At 55.0% G+C, this 17779-nt stretch carries 14 protein-coding genes; 13 read left to right on the top strand and 1 reads right to left on the bottom strand.

Features of this window, described 5'->3' with window-relative positions; translation table 11 throughout:
* Nucleotides 1-5: 5 nt before the first annotated feature.
* From nrdF to emrB, 8 genes are all read left to right on the top strand, one after another.
* Nucleotides 6-992 carry a class 1b ribonucleoside-diphosphate reductase subunit beta gene (gene nrdF, locus ACLRGG_RS19240; protein ID WP_416251272.1) on the top strand — a complete coding sequence of 329 codons (987 nt, stop codon included), beginning with the start codon at nucleotides 6-8 and terminating at the stop codon, nucleotides 990-992.
* Between the two features lie 395 nt (nucleotides 993-1387).
* Nucleotides 1388-2587, top strand: coding sequence for a glycine betaine/L-proline ABC transporter ATP-binding protein ProV (proV, locus tag ACLRGG_RS19235; RefSeq protein WP_416251271.1), 1200 nt, complete (start codon nucleotides 1388-1390; stop codon nucleotides 2585-2587).
* A complete protein-coding gene (gene proW / locus ACLRGG_RS19230) occupies nucleotides 2580-3761 on the top strand; it encodes a glycine betaine/L-proline ABC transporter permease ProW (RefSeq protein WP_416251270.1) in 1182 nt (393 codons plus the stop codon). Before proV ends, proW begins: the two co-directional genes overlap by 8 nt.
* Nucleotides 3762-3835: 74 nt before the next feature.
* On the top strand, nucleotides 3836-4831 hold the full coding sequence (gene proX / locus ACLRGG_RS19225; protein ID WP_416251269.1) for a glycine betaine/L-proline ABC transporter substrate-binding protein ProX: 996 nt from the start codon (nucleotides 3836-3838) through the stop codon (nucleotides 4829-4831).
* Between the two features lie 253 nt (nucleotides 4832-5084).
* Nucleotides 5085-6269, top strand: a complete 1185-nt coding sequence (locus tag ACLRGG_RS19220) for an MFS transporter (RefSeq protein ID WP_416251268.1) — start codon at nucleotides 5085-5087, stop codon at nucleotides 6267-6269.
* Nucleotides 6270-6900: 631 nt separating this feature from the next.
* Complete coding sequence (gene mprA, locus ACLRGG_RS19215; protein WP_345828644.1) at nucleotides 6901-7431, top strand: transcriptional repressor MprA; 531 nt, start codon at nucleotides 6901-6903, stop codon at nucleotides 7429-7431.
* Nucleotides 7432-7595: 164 nt separating this feature from the next.
* Nucleotides 7596-8768, top strand: a complete 1173-nt coding sequence (gene emrA, locus ACLRGG_RS19210; protein ID WP_416251267.1) for a multidrug efflux MFS transporter periplasmic adaptor subunit EmrA — start codon at nucleotides 7596-7598, stop codon at nucleotides 8766-8768.
* 15 nt (nucleotides 8769-8783) lie between these two features.
* Nucleotides 8784-10319 (top strand): multidrug efflux MFS transporter permease subunit EmrB, encoded by a 1536-nt coding sequence (gene emrB, locus ACLRGG_RS19205; protein WP_416251266.1) that lies wholly within the window; start codon nucleotides 8784-8786, stop codon nucleotides 10317-10319.
* Nucleotides 10320-10384: 65 nt separating this feature from the next.
* On the opposite strand, the gene ACLRGG_RS19200 is transcribed toward emrB, so the two are convergent.
* On the bottom strand, nucleotides 10385-11416 hold the full coding sequence (locus tag ACLRGG_RS19200) for a tRNA/rRNA methyltransferase (RefSeq protein ID WP_416251265.1): 1032 nt from the start codon (nucleotides 11414-11416) through the stop codon (nucleotides 10385-10387).
* Nucleotides 11417-11672: 256 nt separating this feature from the next.
* Between ACLRGG_RS19200 and trxC the strand changes: the two genes are divergently transcribed.
* The 5 genes from trxC to ACLRGG_RS19175 all read left to right on the top strand — a co-directional run bounded on the left by trxC (nucleotide 11673) and on the right by ACLRGG_RS19175 (nucleotide 17689).
* Nucleotides 11673-12092, top strand: coding sequence for a thioredoxin TrxC (gene trxC / locus ACLRGG_RS19195; protein ID WP_416251264.1), 420 nt, complete (start codon nucleotides 11673-11675; stop codon nucleotides 12090-12092).
* A gap of 155 nt (nucleotides 12093-12247) precedes the next feature.
* On the top strand, nucleotides 12248-12919 hold the full coding sequence (locus ACLRGG_RS19190; RefSeq protein ID WP_416251263.1) for a tRNA-uridine aminocarboxypropyltransferase: 672 nt from the start codon (nucleotides 12248-12250) through the stop codon (nucleotides 12917-12919).
* Nucleotides 12920-13174: 255 nt separating this feature from the next.
* Nucleotides 13175-15832 carry a bifunctional acetate--CoA ligase family protein/GNAT family N-acetyltransferase gene (locus tag ACLRGG_RS19185; RefSeq protein ID WP_416251262.1) on the top strand — a complete coding sequence of 886 codons (2658 nt, stop codon included), beginning with the start codon at nucleotides 13175-13177 and terminating at the stop codon, nucleotides 15830-15832.
* Nucleotides 15833-15941: 109 nt separating this feature from the next.
* Nucleotides 15942-17300: a CDP-diacylglycerol--serine O-phosphatidyltransferase gene (gene pssA, locus ACLRGG_RS19180; protein WP_416251261.1), complete on the top strand. Its 1359-nt coding sequence runs from the start codon at nucleotides 15942-15944 to the stop codon at nucleotides 17298-17300.
* A gap of 68 nt (nucleotides 17301-17368) precedes the next feature.
* Complete coding sequence (locus ACLRGG_RS19175; protein ID WP_416251260.1) at nucleotides 17369-17689, top strand: YfiM family lipoprotein; 321 nt, start codon at nucleotides 17369-17371, stop codon at nucleotides 17687-17689.
* Nucleotides 17690-17779: the final 90 nt, after the last annotated feature.

Here is a 17779-nt window from a genome sequence, read left to right as displayed (position 1 = left end):
GGGCAATGACGCCCTTCCGTATGGACATAACCATGAAATTAAAATCAGTACATGCCATTAACTGGAACCATATCGAGGATGACAAAGACCTGGAGGTCTGGAATCGTCTGACCTCTAACTTCTGGCTACCGGAGAAGGTCCCGCTGTCGAATGATATCCCTGCCTGGAATAGCCTGAATGCGGCCGAGCAGCAGCTGACCATTCGCGTATTTACAGGACTGACGCTGCTCGATACTATTCAAAATACCGTTGGCGCTCCGGCGCTGATGGCCGATGCACTGACGCCGCACGAAGAAGCCGTGATGTCTAACATCAGCTTTATGGAAGCGGTGCATGCCCGCTCTTACAGTTCGATTTTCTCCACGCTGTGCCACACCAGCGACGTGGACGCGGCCTATGCCTGGAGCGAAGAGAACCCTGCGCTGCAGCGCAAGGCAGAGATTATCCTGTCGCACTACCATCATGAAGACCCGCTAAAGAAGAAGATCGCCAGTGTGTTCCTGGAGTCCTTCCTGTTTTATTCGGGCTTCTATCTGCCAATGTACTGGTCCAGCCGGGGTAAACTGACCAACACCGCCGATCTCATCCGCCTGATTATTAAAGATGAAGCCGTTCACGGTTATTATATCGGTTATAAATTTCAAAAGGGGCTGGAGAAAGCGAGCCAGGCGCGCAAGGACGAGCTGCAACAGTTTGCCGTGGAACTGCTGCTGGCGCTTTATGAGAACGAAATAGCCTACAGCGAGGCCCTTTATGACGGCGTGGGCTGGACGGAAGAGGTTAAAACCTTTTTGCACTATAACGCCAATAAGGCGCTGATGAATCTGGGCTATGAGGCGCTTTTCCCCGCTGAACTCACCGCCGTCAACCCCGCTATCCTCTCTGCCCTGTCGCCGAATGCCGATGAAAACCATGATTTTTTCTCCGGCTCCGGTTCTTCATACGTGATGGGCAAAGCGGTAGATACCGAAGACGAAGACTGGGACTTTTAATTCCCTTTGCGATGGCTGAACGCTTCAGCCATCGTTTAGTTTTGACCATCATCCCTGTTTTTTATTAATTGACCGTTCAATAAAAAAACCAAAGCCAAATTCAAATCATTGCCCGGGTTATTATTTCCCGTCAGCCGAAGTGCCGGGGGGTAATATCGTCACTACCCTGTGGTCAACGATCGGCGGAATATCACTTTTTTTTCGCCTTCGTCAATTCTCCGCAATCCCTTACCCCTTCTGGCCTTTCGGGAGATTATGGTCTCAGCGATAATTTATTAACGCTCGTACAAGGGTTGTCTCAGATTCTGAGTGTGCTAGGGTATAGGCCGCTAATATTCTTTCAGGACACAGGAAAATAATAAGAAACTAACCGCTAACCAGGGAATTATTAATGCATGGCCATTAAACTCGAAGTTAAGAATCTCTATAAAGTTTTTGGTGACAACCCAGACCGTGCTTTTAAGCATATTGATAAAGGAATAAGCAAAGAAGCCCTTCTCGAGAAAACAGGGCTTTCTCTTGGGGTAAAAGACGCCAGTCTGGCCATTGAAGAAGGCGAGATATTCGTGATCATGGGGCTCTCCGGCTCGGGAAAGTCCACTATGGTTCGCCTTCTCAATCGTCTGATAGAACCCACTCGCGGTCAGGTAATTATTGACGGCGTCGATATCGCGAAAATATCTGACAGTGAACTTCGTCAGGTACGGCGAAATAAGATCAGCATGGTATTTCAGTCCTTCGCACTAATGCCCCATATGACGGTATTAAATAATGCCGCCTTTGGCATGGAATTAGCCGGTATTCCCCTGCAGGAGCGTCAGGGAAAAGCGCTGGATGCCCTGCGCCAGGTGGGGCTGGATAATTATGCGCATGCCTATCCCGATGAATTATCCGGGGGGATGCGTCAGCGCGTGGGATTAGCCCGCGCGCTGGCAATTAACCCCGATATATTACTGATGGATGAAGCTTTCTCCGCACTCGATCCGCTTATCCGTACCGAAATGCAGGATGAACTGGTCAAGCTACAATCACGCCACCAGCGAACCATCGTGTTTATTTCCCACGACCTTGATGAAGCCATGCGTATTGGCGATCGCATTGCGATTATGCAGGGGGGTGAAGTGGTACAGGTCGGTACGCCGGATGAGATCCTCAATAACCCGGCTAACGATTACGTGCGCACCTTCTTCCGCGGGGTGGATATCAGCCACGTCTTCAGCGCGAAGGATATTGCCCGCCGCAGCGCCAGCGCGCTGATGCGTAAAGCCCCCGGCTTCGGTCCGCGTTCAGCGATTAAACTGCTGCAGGACGAAGATCGCGAGTATGGCTACGTGCTGGAAAAACAGAAATTTATTGGCGTGGTGTCGACTGACTCGCTTAAGGCGGCGCTGGCCGCGGGTGAAGGCCTGGATCACGCAATCCTGGCCAACCCGGCCGCGATGCCGGGTGATACCTCGCTGAGCGATCTGCTTTCTCACGTCGCCCAGGCCCCCTGCGCGGTGCCGATCGTCGGAGAAGACGACCAGTATATCGGGATAATTTCGAAAGGCATGTTACTACAGGCATTAGACCGCGAGGGAGCCAGCAATGAGTAAGCAATCAATCGATCCCTGGGCCACCGCCTCCAGCACGTCTGCTGCCGACGCATCAGCGGCACCCGCAGCGGATGCTTCGCAGTCAGCGGCCAGCAGCGATCCCTGGGCCACCACACCGGCAGAGGGCGGAAGCGCTTCCACTGCCGCTCCCGGCGGCGGCGATATCAGCGGCGCCTGGGGTTCTCCGGGAGGCGGCCACGATGCCGCAGCGGGCAGCGGCGACTGGCTAAACAGCGCGCCAGCTCCCCAGGCGGAGCACTTCAGCATTCTGGATCCCTTCCATAAGACGCTGATCCCACTTGATAGCTGGGTGACATCAGGCATCGACTGGGTGGTCACCCACTTTCGTCCGGTATTTCAGGGTATCCGCATACCGGTGGATTATATCCTCAGCGCCTTTCAGCAGCTGCTGCTGGGAATGCCTGCGCCGGTGGCGATCATCATTTTTTCCCTGATCGCCTGGCAGCTCTCCAGCCTGGGAATGGGCATCGCTACCCTGATCTCCCTGATCGCCATCGGGGCGATCGGTGCCTGGTCGCAGGCGATGGTGACTCTGGCGCTGGTGCTGACGGCCCTGCTGTTCTGCATCATTATCGGGCTACCGCTGGGGATCTGGCTGGCACGCAGTGAAAAGGCAGCGAAGATCATTCGTCCACTGCTGGATGCCATGCAAACGACGCCCGCCTTCGTCTATCTGGTACCGATTGTGATGCTGTTTGGCATCGGCAACGTGCCCGGCGTGGTGGTGACCATTATCTTTGCGCTGCCGCCGATTGTCCGCCTGACCATCCTGGGCATCAAACAGGTGCCTGCGGATCTGATCGAGGCCGCCGAATCCTTTGGGGCTAATCCGCGTCAGATGCTGTTCAAGGTCCAGCTTCCGCTGGCCATGCCAACCATTATGGCAGGCGTGAATCAGACGCTGATGCTGGCGCTGTCGATGGTCGTCATCGCCTCAATGATCGCCGTGGGCGGCCTGGGTCAGATGGTACTGCGCGGGATAGGCCGTCTGGATATGGGCCTGGCCACCGTGGGCGGCGTCGGGATCGTGATCCTCGCGATTATTCTGGATCGTCTGACCCAGTCGCTTGGCCGTGACAGCCGCAGCCGTGGTACCCGCCGCTGGTATGCAACGGGTCCGCTGGGGCTCTTTACCCGGCCGTTTATCCGCTAGCATTTCACCTTTGGCGGCGCGCTCATAAGCGCCGCCTGCTTTTTCAGACAGAGTAATAACAATAAGGATCCACCATGCGAAAGACCGTACTGTTAGCCGCCGCATTAACTACGCTGGCGACGGCTCAAATCTCAGCCGCTGAGCTGCCGGGCAAAGGCATTACCGTCAAGCCAGTACAGAGCACCATTACGGAAGAGACCTTCCAGACCCTGCTGGTCAGCCGCGCACTGGAGAAACTCGGCTATACCGTCGAGCAGCCCAGCGAAGTGGATTACAACGTGGGCTACACCTCCATCGCTTCCGGCGACGGCACTTTTACCGCCGTGAACTGGCAGCCGCTGCACGACGATATGTATAAGGCCGCCGGTGGAGACGCTAAATTCTATCGCGCCGGGACCTTTGTACAGGGCGCAGCGCAGGGCTATTTAATCGATAAGAAAACGGCTGAAAAATACCATATTACCCGTATCGATCAGCTGAAGGATCCTAAGCTGGCGAAGCTGTTTGACAGTAACGGCAACGGCAAAGCCGACCTGACCGGCTGTACGCCAGGCTGGGGCTGCGAAACGGTTATCAACCACCAGATACAGGCTTACGGTCTGAGCAATACGGTTGAACATAACCAGGGTAACTATTCAGCGATGATCGCCGATACCATTACCCGCTTCAAAGAGGGCAAACCTGTTCTCTACTATACCTGGACGCCGTACTGGGTGAGTGACGTACTGGTTCCGGGCCGCGATGTCGTCTGGCTGCAGGTGCCTTTCTCCTCTATGCCGGGTGAGCAGAAGGACGTGGATACCAAACTGCCAAACGGCGCAAACTACGGTTTCCCGGTTAATACAATGCATATTGTGGCGAATAAAGCCTGGGCAATGAAGAATCCAGCGGCCGCGAAACTGTTCGCCGAAATGAAGCTGCCGATTGCTGATATCAATGCTCAGAACTCCCGTATGCATCAGGGGCAGTCTTCTGAAGCCGATATAAATGCGCACGTTGACGGCTGGATCAAAGCGCATCAGGCGCAGTTTGACGGCTGGGTCAACGACGCCCTGGCAGCCGCAAAATAGCCTGCACGGCGTTTATGTCGTACGCCAGAGCGTAAACAGAGGGCAGCCGTAAGGCTGCCCTCACTGATTGTGCTGTCAGAAACTACAGAATGGTGGCTTTGTCGCCGGATGGCACACTCCAAACCGCTGGCAACCGCCCTTAACCCATTTGCCCCCCCTTTATTCCGCGATGAGTCGGTCAATTATTCTGTGAGCGACATATTTTTTAAGCTACTATTCAGTTACACCTGTTTTTATTAGTCTGATAATCATAATGAAATCCCCTCAGCCCGTTCTGAATACGCCACTGGTTGCGCTGATGTCGCTGGCAACCGGTCTCTCCGTTGCCTGCAACTATTACGTTCAGCCCCTGTTGGAAACCGTTGCACGCACCTTTGCTCTTTCCGTAAACCAGGCCGGATTTATCGTTACTACCGCGCAGCTGGGCTATGCCGCCGGGCTGTTATTACTTGTTCCTCTGGGCGATATGCTGGAGCGACGGGGGCTGATCGTAATTATGAGCCTGCTGGCAGCCTGTGGCCTGGTGATCACCGCCCTTTCACCGAGCCTGACGATTATGCTGCTGGGAACGGCACTAACCGGGCTGTTCTCGGTGGTGGCACAGATCCTCGTACCCCTGGCAGCGACGCTGGCAGAACCGGCCAAACGCGGCAAGGTGGTGGGGACCGTAATGAGTGGACTGCTGCTCGGGATCCTGCTGGCACGTACCGTTGCGGGGGGGCTGGCACAGCTGGGGGGCTGGCGAACCGTATACTGGGTAGCCAGCGCGCTGATGGCGCTGATGGCGCTGGCGCTGTGGCGTTACCTCCCCCGCTACAGACAATCGGTTCCACTCAACTATGGGCAGCTGCTCGGATCGATATTTACCCTGTATCGCACCAATCCTGTCCTGAGAACCCGCGCCGTCACCGGCTGCCTGGCCTTTGCGAATTTCAGCATCCTGTGGACCTCAATGGCTTTTCTGCTGGCTTCCCCACCCTATGGCTATTCTGAAGGCAAGATTGGGCTACTGGGACTGGTCGGGGCAGCCGGGGCGCTGGCGGCGCGTCAGGCGGGCGCACTGGCGGACAAGGGCAAAGCCCGCCTGACCACAGCCGCAGGCCTGATCCTTATGCTTATCTCCTGGGCCTTTACCGCGCTGGGGAGTCATTCACTGGCGGCGCTGATCGTGGGAATTATCCTGCTCGATTTGACGGTCCAGGGCGTCCATATCACCAATCAAAGCGTGATTTACAGCCGGATGCCCGAAGCGCGTAACCGCCTGACGGCAGGCTATATGACCAGCTACTTTATTGGCGGTGCGGCAGGCTCGCTGGTATCGGCCAGTGCGTTTCAATATGCAGGCTGGAAAGGCGTATGCGTGGCGGGCGCTTCATTAACTTTGCTTAATATTTTGAGCTGGTGGCGCGGGTCACGCCATGAAGTGGATACTCCTTAGCCTGCAAATAATAAATTGAGGAAATTTCAGGCCCACTGCTCTGTTAAGCGCTTACACACTCTGGTATTGTTAGCGCCTGCTTATTCAGATTAGTTATCTTTTCAGGTGAAACTATTAAGTGGCAGGCTCATTTCGCCGGCGATCGCTGAACGGACTAGTGCATTCGCTCAATCCTGCCCCCAGCTGTCCTGTCGGACAGAGGTCGGGAACAGTGACCCTGGGTCGAAACACACCTGAATTTGCAAACCTTGTTACTGAGTGTGCCACCTGGCTCAGGCGATTTCTATTGTTTTGAAGCGAGAATGACACACGTATTAATAACCGTGCAATGCGCTCGGTTATCGGCCAGTAGCCGGAGGCGACTTTTACCTTCATCCCGATTGGGGTGATGAAGAAATTATAAGCAATCGTTATCCATTGCTCTGAGCCAATTCAGTCCGCCCTCCGGGGTTTGGCTTAAGGCACACTGCCTTAACTGACATCTGCGGCATCCCTGTTTGATGCTGCTCAGCACACTGGGTTATGGAGTGACCTGGAAATTACTGATGGTATTCCCGATCTCAGATCGCCGGAAAAGATAAATTTATCGCCATCGTTACGATACCAGTTGCAACTTATGAGGTTCTCCCAGATGGAAAGTTCGTTTGCCCCTATTGAACAGATGCTTAATTTCCGCGCTAACCGTCAGAAAGACTTTCCTTTACAGGAGATAATGCTGACAAGACTCTGCATGCATATGCAGAGTAAGCTACTGGAAAACCGCAATAAAATGCTGAAAGCTCAGGGGATTAACGAGACGCTGTTTATGGCATTAATCACCCTGGATGCACAGGAAAATCACAGTATTCAACCATCTGAGCTGAGCGCGGCGCTGGGTTCATCCCGCACGAATGCCACGCGCATTGCCGATGAACTGGAGAAACGCGGCTGGATTGAACGGCGCGAAAGTGACCACGATCGGCGTTGTCTGCATCTGCATCTGACTGATAAAGGGCATGAATTTCTGCGCCAGCTCCTGCCGCCGCAGCATCAGTGCCTGCAACTCCTCTGGTCTGCACTAAGTGGCCCAGAGAAAAGTCAGCTGGAAAGCATCACGCGTAAACTGCTGACCCGACTGGATCAAATGGATGAAGAGGAAGTCATTACGGCACTTTCCCGCTAAGTTTGACCCAATAGCATATTGTGCGACGACGGTGTCGCAGCTAATCGCTATTTTAGTCCGCAAATTTTGATCGGTGCCAGCGCTTACCCGCTGGCATTTTAGACTCCGGGCATGACTACCGACAGGTGGCATGCCCGGTTCGCATGGGAAACGTGGAGAACACCATGAGTGTAGATGTGGAGAATCAAACTCCCGCACAGCCAGCTAACAAGAAGAAAAAACGCAAAATTGCGTTATTTTCCCTGGCCGTGCTGTTTGTTTTAATCGGCGTTGTCTGGCTTGTTTACTGGTTAACGGTACTCCGCCACTTCCAGGACACCGACGATGCGTATGTTGCGGGTAACCAGGCGCAAATTATGGCCCAGGTATCGGGCAGCGTGAATAAGGTCTGGTTCGACAATACCGATTACGTCAAAAAGGGCGATGTGCTGCTGACGCTGGACAGAACCGATGCCGAACAGGCGTTTGAAAAGGCGCAGACCGCGCTGGCCACCAGCGTACGTCAGACCCATCAGTTGATCATCAACGGCAGACAGTATCAGGCCACCATTGCGCTGCAAAAAACCGCGCTGGAACAGGCGCAGTCTGATCTTAAGCGCCGGGAACCTCTCGGGGCCGCTAATCTCATTGGCCGCGAAGATTTACAACACTCGCGCGATGCCGTAGCCACGGCAAAAGCCCAGCTTGACGTTGCCACGCAGCAGTACAATGCAAATCAGGCCATGGTGCTGAACACCTCGCTGGAAAATCAGCCCGCAGTCAAACAGAGCGCGGCTGAACTGCGCGATGCCTGGCTGAATCTGCAACGCACCAGCGTGATCAGCCCGATTGATGGCTTTGTTTCCCGCCGCAGCGTGCAGGTCGGCTCGCAGATCTCTCCGACGACGCCGCTGATGGCCGTCGTACCTGCCAGCAACCTCTGGGTCGATGCGAATTTTAAAGAGACCCAGCTGGCTAACATGCGTATTGGGCAGCCCGCCACCGTGATCAGTGACATTTACGGCAGCGACGTAACCTATCACGGCAAGGTTGTCGGCCTGGATATGGGCACCGGAAGCGCCTTCTCGCTGCTGCCCGCACAGAATGCCACCGGCAACTGGATCAAAGTGGTTCAGCGCCTGCCGGTTCGTATAGAGCTGGATGCACAGGAAGTGGTGAAACATCCGCTCAGAATCGGCCTCTCCACGCAGGTCAACGTGGATACCAGCAATATCGACGGTGCCGTGCTGGCAACCCAGGTACGCTCAACGCCCGCCTACGAAAGTAATGCGCTGGCGCTGGATCTCGCACCTGTTGATAAGCTGATAGCAGAGATCGTCCGCGCCAATGCGGGTTAAGAGAGCGAGAGGCTAATGGCACAAAAACCACTTGAAGGCGCCCAGCTGGTTCTGATGACGATTGCGCTGTCGCTGGCGACGTTTATGCAGGTGCTGGACTCCACGATTGCTAACGTCGCTATACCGACCATCGCCGGGAATCTGGGAGCGTCAAACTCTCAGGGTACCTGGGTCATTACTTCATTTGGCGTGGCCAACGCGATATCCATTCCCATTACCGGCTGGCTGGCAAAACGCGTCGGCGAAGTGAAGCTGTTTCTGTGGGCGACGGTAGGCTTTGCCGTCGCTTCATGGCTGTGCGGAATGTCCAACAGCCTGACCATGCTGATCTTTTTCCGCGTGATCCAGGGCGTGGTGGCAGGTCCATTAATTCCACTGTCGCAGAGTCTGCTGCTGAGCAACTATCCCCCTGCCAAACGCAGTATTGCCCTGTCACTCTGGGCGATGACGGTGATTGTTGCCCCCATATGCGGCCCGATCCTTGGCGGCTGGATCAGTGACAACTATCACTGGGGATGGATTTTCTTTATCAACGTGCCCATCGGTGCGGTGGTGGTTATACTGGCGCTGCAAACGCTGCGGAATCGCGAGACGCCAACGGTCATCCGGCCAATAGATACCGTCGGCCTGGTCCTGCTGGTGGTCGGTATCGGTTGCCTGCAGGTGATGCTTGACCGCGGCAAAGAACTGGACTGGTTCAGCTCTCAGGAGATTATCGTCCTGACGGTAATCGCGGTGATTGCACTGGCGGTACTGCTGGTATGGGAGCTGACCGATGACCATCCCATTGTCGATCTTTCGCTGTTTAAGTCGCGAAACTTCACCATTGGCTGCCTGTCAATCAGCCTGGCCTATATGCTCTATTTTGGTTCCATCGTGCTGCTGCCCCAGCTGCTTCAGGAGGTCTATGGCTATACGGCGACATGGGCCGGGCTGGCATCAGCGCCGGTTGGGATCATTCCGGTTATTTTGTCACCCATTATCGGCAGATTTGCGCACCGGCTGGATATGCGCAAGCTGGTGACCTTTAGCTTTATCATGTATGCCGTCTGCTTCTACTGGCGAGCCTATACGTTTGAACCAGGGATGAATTTTGGGGCTTCTGCCTGGCCTCAGTTTATTCAGGGGTTTGCGGTGGCCTGCTTCTTTATGCCGCTGACCACCATTACTCTTTCCGGTCTGGCGCCGGATCGGCTGGCGGCGGCATCCAGCCTGTCAAACTTTACGCGCACGCTGGCGGGCTCGATTGGCACCTCGATCACCACCACCATGTGGACCGACAGAGAATCAATGCATCACAGCTATCTCAGCGAGTCCGTCAATGCGTATAACGTCAATTCCCAGGCGATGTACAGCAAGCTGGAAAGTCTTGGTATGACGCATGAGCAGGCGTCGGCGTGGATTGCGCAGCAAATCACTAATCAGGGCCTGATTATCTCCGCCAATGAGATTTTCTGGGCCTCTGCGGCCGTTTTCCTCGGGCTGCTGGTGCTTATCTGGTTTGCCCGGCCTCCCTTTGGTGCGGGCAGCGGCGGTGGAGGGGCGCACTAACGGTTGCGCTTTCAGCCATAAAAAACGGGCCCTTGCGAGGCCCGTTTTCTTTTTTGCACGGCGTCTTACGCGTTCTGACGCCACCACTCCGCCAGCAGAATACCTGTCGCAACAGAAACGTTGAGGCTTTCAACATTTCCGGTGCCACTGATGGAGACGCTGAGATCCCCCTGCTGCATCGTGGTTTCAGAAAGCCCGTCGCGTTCCTGCCCCAGCACCAACACCATTTTTGCAGGAAACTCTGCCTGCGCCAGCGGCATGCCTTTATGGCTGGACGTGGTCACGATGGTGTAGCCGGCCTTGCGAAACGCACTCAGAGCAGCAGCAAAACTTTCACCACTAATCGCCTGAATATGTTCAGCGCCGCCTTCGGCCGTGCGCACGGCGGCGCCCGACTCCAGCAGTGAAGCATCATCCACCAGCAGCCCTTTTGCGCCGAAGTGCGCGCAGCTGCGCATCATGCCGCCCAGGTTGTGCGGGTTGCCGATATCTTCCAGCGCCAGCACACAATCCTTTTCGCCCGCGTTGGACAGCCACTCGCTGACGGGCATGCCCATACGCTTTTTAATCAGGAAACAGACGCCACCGTGATGCTCCGTCCCGGAAGCTTTAACCAGCTCGTCTTCCTCGACCACATGATAGGCCTTACGGTTGGCTGCCATCCACTTCAGCGCATCGCGGAAACGAGGCGTGACGCTCTGCACAAACCATGCGCGGACAATACAGTCCGGACGGCTTTGAAACAGGGCCTGACAGGCGTTTTCGCCGTATACGCGCGTCTCTTCCATACGCTGACGCCGGATCTGTTCCGGGTCGATATAGCTTTTACCGCTGATGCCGCCGTGATCCGGGCGCGCCTCTTCGGTTGCAGACGGTGCGCGAGAAACCGTGCGCCACGGCGAATCACTCGGAAGTGCGTCGCGATCGCGCCCGCCACGCGGTTTGCTGTCTGCGTTACGTGAAGGACGACGGCTGTCATCCTGACGAGGTCCGCCTTTACCGGTGCGGGGATTTTTCCCGCCTTTTTTGCTCTCGTCACCACCACGGACATACATCACTTTGACTTTTCCGCTTTTACCTTTAAATTCGTCGTTCATTTTCCCTCCACCTGGCTGAGCGCGAAGCGCGCAGATTACCTGATGTGGCGGCGCTTAGCTATTAACTTCCACCACAAAGGGCGAATGCGCCTTTTTCAGACTTTGGCCGGTTCTGAAAGCATCCGGCAGATATTGCCTATTATACCCATTGAACAAATCTCTTTGTGGCTTAACACCAGCCGAACCATAATTGTCGCTGGCTTTATAACAAATATAGTAAGTGAACGCTTACCCCTATTAGCACCGAGGTGAATAGATGAATACGGTTTGTGCATCATGCCAGGCAACGAATCGCGTTCCACAGGAACGCACGGCCGACGGTGCGAAATGCGGACGCTGCGGGATGGCCCTGTTCAACGGGGAGGTTATTGCGGCAACCACTGCCACCCTCGATAAATATTTACAGGACGACCTGCCGGTGGTGGTCGATTTCTGGGCGCCCTGGTGTGGTCCCTGCGTTAATTTTGCGCCAGTTTACAAAGACGTCGCGGAAGAGCGCAACGGCGAGATTCGCTTTATTAAAGTAAACACCGAAGCGGATCCAGAACTCAGTGCGCGCTTTCGTATACGGAGCATCCCTACCATTATGATTTTCAAACAGGGAAAAATGGTGGACATGCTTAGCGGAGCCATGCCTAAAGCGCCCTTTAATGAGTGGCTGAACGAGAATCTGTAAAGCTCCCTTGTAAGCGCTTACCAACCGACAGCGAATTTAACGCAGGCAAGCTCCCGCCAGAGTGGCCATTCACTGCATGGCCACTACTGTTTATCCGCCCTTTTCGCTAGAATGACTTCTTTGCCTGAAAGGGTTTCTTTGTCTTATAAGCCGCTATGACTGAAAACGCAGTCCTTACTCTTCGCGCCGCACGTCTGGCCCGATCAACCCGCCCCTTTTTGGCGCGCGGTAATCGAATACCTCGCTGTCAACGCTGTCTTCTGCCCGTTAAAAACTGTCTGTGCGACCAGCTTCACCCCCAACAGGCCCGGAGCCGCTTCTGCCTGGTTATGTTCGATACGGAACCGATGAAACCCAGCAATACGGGCAGGCTGATCGCCGATATTCTGCCGGAAACCCTGGCTTTTGGCTGGTCGCGCACCGAACCGGATCCTGCCCTGTTAGCGGCGGTGAAAAACCCTCAGGTGCAGCCCATGGTGGTATTTCCCGCCTCTTATGCCGATCCAGGCAGGGCCGTTATCGACGTCCCGCCAAAAAGCGGTAAGCCGCCGCTGTTTATTTTGCTGGATGGCACCTGGCCGGAGGCCCGAAAAATGTTCCATAAAAGTCCCTGGCTTGACGGTTTCCCCGTGATGTCGCTGACGCTGACCGCCCCCTCCAATTATCAGCTCCGTGGCATCCACGCTCAGGGGCAGCACTGTACGGCAGAAGTCGCGGCTGAACTGCTGATACAGGCGGGCGATAGTACCGCCGGAACCGCATTAACCCGGCATTTTGACCTTTTTCGCCAGCGCTATCTTGCCGGTAAACCCCACTCGCCACGCTAAGCCGCTCCCCCGGATCTGGCCGGACTCTCCAGCAGGGTAACGGCGCTTATAACCGGCTGCACAACATTACCTATCCCGGTTGTGCTATCTGGAACAGCGATTGAGCGAGTCTGTCCGCCCAACAAACGCTCTCTCTGATGTCAGGAGGAACGTCTCTCTTCCCGCCGCGCCCGCGATCGATAATCTGCACCTCATCGAGGTTATCCCGGCCAGAACACGTTAGAATCAGGTGAGTTCAGCCATAGGGAGCAGGAAATGAGCCAACGTGGATTAGAAGCACTGTTGCGACCCCGTTCGATCGCCGTTATTGGGGCCTCTGTTCGCCCTGATCGTGCCGGATATCTGATGATGCGTAACCTGCTGGCGGGTGGCTTCAGCGGCCCCATCCTGCCCGTTACGCCTAAATATCAGGCGGTATGCGGCGTGCTGGCGTGGCAGGATGTTGCCAGCCTGCCACTTTCACCGGATCTCGCGGTTATCTGTACGCATGCCAGTCGTAATCCTGAGCTTCTGGAAGCCCTGGGTAAGCGAGGCTGCAAAGCCTGTATCATTCTCTCCGCCCCCGCCAGCCAGCTCGATGTGCTAAAAAGCTGCGCCAGCCAATGGCAAATCCGTCTGCTTGGCCCCAATAGTCTTGGACTGCTGGCCCCCTGGCAGGGGCTGAATGCCAGTTTTTCGCCCGTCCCTATCGCTCAGGGAAAGCTGGCCTTTATCTCCCAGTCCGCTGCCGTTTCAAATACCATTCTGGACTGGGCACAGCAGCGTCAGCTGGGCTTTTCCTGGTTTATTTCCCTGGGCGACAGCCTGGATATTGATGCTGACGATCTGCTGGATTTCCTGGCGCGTGACGGCAAGACCAGTGCGATCCTGCTCTATCTTGAGCACCTTAGCGATGCCCGCCGCTTCGTCTCTGCTGCCCGTAGCGCCTCACGTAACAAGCCTATTCTGGTGATCAAAAGCGGCCGCAGCCAGCATGCACAAAGGCTGCTCAAAACCTATGGCGGGCTGGATGCCGCCTGGGATGCGGCGATCCAGCGCGCAGGTATGCTACGGGTGCATGACACCCATGAGCTGTTCTCTGCGGTAGAGACTCTGAGCCATATGCGTCCCCTGCGCGGTGAACGGCTGATGATCGTCAGTAATGGTGCTGCCCCTGCTGCACTGGCCCTTGATGAACTGGATGCGCGTAACGGTAAGCTGGCCGTTCTTAATGATGAATTGCTGGCTGACCTGACAACGCTGTTATCGGCTGACGTTATTCCGGGCAATCCACTGGATCTGCAGGATGATGCGACACCCGCGCGCTATGTACAGGCCGTGACCCGGCTGCTGGACTGTCAGGAAATTGATGCGCTGATGATTATCCATGCTCCCAGCGCGGTCGCCCCCGCGACGCTTACGGCCCAGTTGCTGATTGATGCCATCGGAAAACACCCCAGAGCCAGGCAGGTTTCGCTCCTGACCAACTGGAGCGGGGAGTTTTCTTCACAAGAGGCGCGCAGATTATTTAACGATGCCGGTATCCCCACCTACCGTACGCCTGAAGGAACCATAACGGCCTTTATGCATATGGTTGAGTACCGCCGTAATCAGAAACAGCTGCGTGAAACGCCCTCCCTGCCCGCTGGTCTGACGGCGAATACGGCGGATGCGCATCATCTGATACGCCAGGCGCTGAGCGAAGGAGCCTCAACGCTGGATACGCATGAAGTGCAGCCTATCCTTCAGGCTTATGGTCTGAGTACGCTGCCGACCTGGATTGCCAGCGATAGCGCAGAGGCCGTGCATATTGCCGGGCAGATCGGTTATCCGGTTGCCCTTAAGCTGCGTTCTCCCGATATTCCACATAAATCCGACATTCAGGGCGTCATGCTCTATTTACGTACGGCCAGCGAGGTGCAACACGCGGCAGACGCGATTTTCGATCGCGTCAGGCTGGCCTGGCCTCAGGCAAATATCCATGGACTGCTGGTGCAGAGCATGGCAAATCGCGCTGGCGCTCAGGAATTAAGGATTGTTGTCGGGCAGGATGCCGTTTTTGGTCCGCTGATTATGCTGGGTGAAGGCGGAGTTGAATGGCAGGCAGACAGGCAGGCCGTGGTGGCACTGCCGCCGCTGAATATGACGCTGGCACGTTATCTGGTGGCTCAGGCAATCAAGAGCGGTAAGCTGCGTGGGCGTAGTGCGCTACAGCCCCTTGATATTAATGGCATCAGCCAGGTGCTGGTTCGGGTTTCTAACCTGATTGTTGACTGCCCTGAGATTGTCCGACTTGATATCCATCCGCTGCTGGCCGCGGGTAGCGAATTTTCCCTGCTTGATGTCACCATGCAGCTTGCCGAATTTTCCGGCGATCCCGAGGCCCGGCTGACAATCCGGCCTTACCCCTCTTCACTTGAAGAACGCGTGGAGATGAAAAATGGCCAGTCCTGTCTTTTCCGCCCGATCCTGCCAGAAGATGAGCCTCTGCTGCGCCGGTTTATTTCCCAGGTGACAAAGGAAGATCTCTACTACCGCTACTTTAGTGAGATCAATGAGTTCACGCATGACGATTTGGCGAACATGACGCAAATCGACTACGATCGGGAAATGGCTATCGTCGCCGTACGCCAGCACAATGGCGAAGAGGAAATCATTGGGGTTACCCGGGCTATTTCAGATGCGGATAATATTGATGCCGAGTTTTCCGTACTGGTGCGATCCGATCTCAAAGGACTCGGGCTGGGGCGACGTCTGCTGGAAAAAATGGTCGCTTATACCCGCGAACATGGGCTGTCACAACTCAACGGCATTACCATGCCAGGCAACCGGGGCATGATCACGCTGGCGCGCAAGCTGGGATTTTCCATCGATATCCAGCTTGAGGATGGCATTGTCAGCCTTTCACTCGCCCTGATGTCGCCTTCCGGATAACGTCTGGAAACGTAAAAATGGCCTCTTTTATGCCAGGTAATGTATTATACGGGGTTAGAGTGATGATTTTATGGCAGGTGCCATTCCATGAACAGAGAAGATACGCACTGTGATGTTGTCTAAATTTAAACGTAATAAACACCAACAGCACCTTGCGCAACTACCCAAACTGTCTCAGTCGGTTGCTGATTTCACCACGCTGTACTCTCCTGCAGATTTTCATCGTACGCTTCTGGAAAGAATAGCCGGTGCCACGCGCCGTATCTGCATTGTGGCGCTCTATCTGGAAAATGACGATGGTGGCCGCAGCATTCTTTCGGCGCTGTATGAGGCGAAGCGGCTGCGCCCGGAGCTTGAGATCCGCATACTGGTTGACTGGCATCGCGCTCAGCGCGGCAGAATTGGCGCCGCCCGCGGTGCGACTAACGCGGACTGGTACTGTGAAATGGCCGGGCAGCATGCGGATGTCGCCATTGAAGTTTATGGTGTGCCGGTCAATACGCGCGAAGCGCTGGGCGTGCTGCATCTGAAAGGATCGGTGATTGATGATACGCTTCTCTATACCGGTGCCAGTCTTAACGACGTTTATCTTCATCAGCATGATAAATATCGCTACGACCGTTACCAGGTTATCAAAAACCCCGTACTGGCTGATACCTTAATTCACTGGATTGATAAAAACCTGATCCAGGCGGAAGCCGTTCATCGGCTTGATAATCATGAACGCCCTAAAAGCCCGGAAATCAAAAATGAAACCCGTCAGTTCCGTCAGGATCTGCGAGGGTTCGACTATGAATTCACGGGTGATGCCACCAATGAGCAACTGGCGGTCACGCCGCTGGTCGGTCTAGGCAAACATAGCCTGCTGAATAAGACCATTTTCCATTTGATGCCCTGCGCTGAACATAAGCTTACGCTCTGTACGCCCTATTTTAATATGCCAGCGATCCTCGCCCGTAACATCATCTGGCTGTTACGTCGGGGAAAAGAGGTTGAAATTATCGTTGGCGATAAAACCGCCAACGACTTTTATATTCCCGAGGATCAGCCCTTCAAGATTATTGGTGCTCTTCCCTACTTATATGAGATCAACCTGCGTCGCTTTCTGAGCCGCCTGCAGTATTACGTCACAAACGGACAGTTACAGGTCAGGCTGTGGAAAGATGGGGAGAACAGCTATCATCTGAAAGGCATGTGGGTTGATGATGAGTGGATGCTCATCACCGGCAATAATCTCAACCCCAGGGCCTGGCGCCTCGATCTTGAAAATGCCGTGCTTATCCACGATCCTCTGCAACAGCTGACGGATCAAAGTGCGCATGAGCTCAGCCTGATCCGCGAACACACTACCGTAGTGAAGCATTTCCGCGATCTTGAAAGCATTGCGGACTATCCTCTTAAGGTGCGTAAATTGATCCGCCGACTGCGCCGCATTCGTATTGACAGACTTATCAGCCGGATCCTTTAAAGCGTCTGAACTGTCGTTTTCTAACACAGGCCCTGTCTTCGCACAGGGCCTTTTTACAGGAAAAGCTCATGCGTCAATTTCTGCTTATTGCCACGCTAAGCTGCACGGGCTGTACCCATCTTGCACAGGATGACTGGACAGGGAAAGATAAGGCTCAGCACTTTCTCTCTTCTGCTTTTTTCTCGGCAGCCGGTAATGCCTATGGTGAACATCAGAACTGGAGTAACAGGCACAGCGACAGCTTTGGACTGATGTTTGCCCTGAGTCTGGGTGCAGCCAAGGAGCTTTATGATAGCCGCGAAGGAGGAACGGGCTGGAGCTGGAAAGATTTCAGCTGGGATATTGCGGGTGCGGCGGCGGGTTATGCGTTATGGAGCCTCGATCGCTAGCCGGGGTAAAAGCAGGTTTTCCTCCTGGTCCAAAAGGCAAATTACTGACCGTGATCCGGCTCTGAATATAACAGGCCTGCCCGTGGGGCC

The sequence above is a fragment of the Erwinia sp. PPS120 genome, from assembly GCF_047918655.1.
GTDB classification, from domain to species: domain Bacteria; phylum Pseudomonadota; class Gammaproteobacteria; order Enterobacterales; family Enterobacteriaceae; genus Erwinia; species Erwinia tasmaniensis_A.
The sequence above is the reverse complement of the archived record's forward strand: the minus strand, read 5'-3'. Positions and strand labels throughout refer to the sequence as shown.

Coding starts and splice junctions, on each gene's coding strand:
- ACLRGG_RS19175 (WP_416251260.1), top strand. CDS start 17,369: ATGCGTCAATTTCTGCTTATTGCCACGCTAAGCTGCACGGGCTGTACC.
- emrB (WP_416251266.1), top strand. CDS start 8,784: ATGGCACAAAAACCACTTGAAGGCGCCCAGCTGGTTCTGATGACGATT.
- trxC (WP_416251264.1), top strand. CDS start 11,673: ATGAATACGGTTTGTGCATCATGCCAGGCAACGAATCGCGTTCCACAG.
- proW (WP_416251270.1), top strand. CDS start 2,580: ATGAGTAAGCAATCAATCGATCCCTGGGCCACCGCCTCCAGCACGTCT.
- proV (WP_416251271.1), top strand. CDS start 1,388: ATGGCCATTAAACTCGAAGTTAAGAATCTCTATAAAGTTTTTGGTGAC.
- mprA (WP_345828644.1), top strand. CDS start 6,901: ATGGAAAGTTCGTTTGCCCCTATTGAACAGATGCTTAATTTCCGCGCT.
- ACLRGG_RS19200 (WP_416251265.1), bottom strand. CDS start 11,416: ATGAACGACGAATTTAAAGGTAAAAGCGGAAAAGTCAAAGTGATGTAT.
- proX (WP_416251269.1), top strand. CDS start 3,836: ATGCGAAAGACCGTACTGTTAGCCGCCGCATTAACTACGCTGGCGACG.
- emrA (WP_416251267.1), top strand. CDS start 7,596: ATGAGTGTAGATGTGGAGAATCAAACTCCCGCACAGCCAGCTAACAAG.
- nrdF (WP_416251272.1), top strand. CDS start 6: ATGACGCCCTTCCGTATGGACATAACCATGAAATTAAAATCAGTACAT.
- ACLRGG_RS19185 (WP_416251262.1), top strand. CDS start 13,175: ATGAGCCAACGTGGATTAGAAGCACTGTTGCGACCCCGTTCGATCGCC.
- ACLRGG_RS19220 (WP_416251268.1), top strand. CDS start 5,085: ATGAAATCCCCTCAGCCCGTTCTGAATACGCCACTGGTTGCGCTGATG.
- ACLRGG_RS19190 (WP_416251263.1), top strand. CDS start 12,248: ATGACTGAAAACGCAGTCCTTACTCTTCGCGCCGCACGTCTGGCCCGA.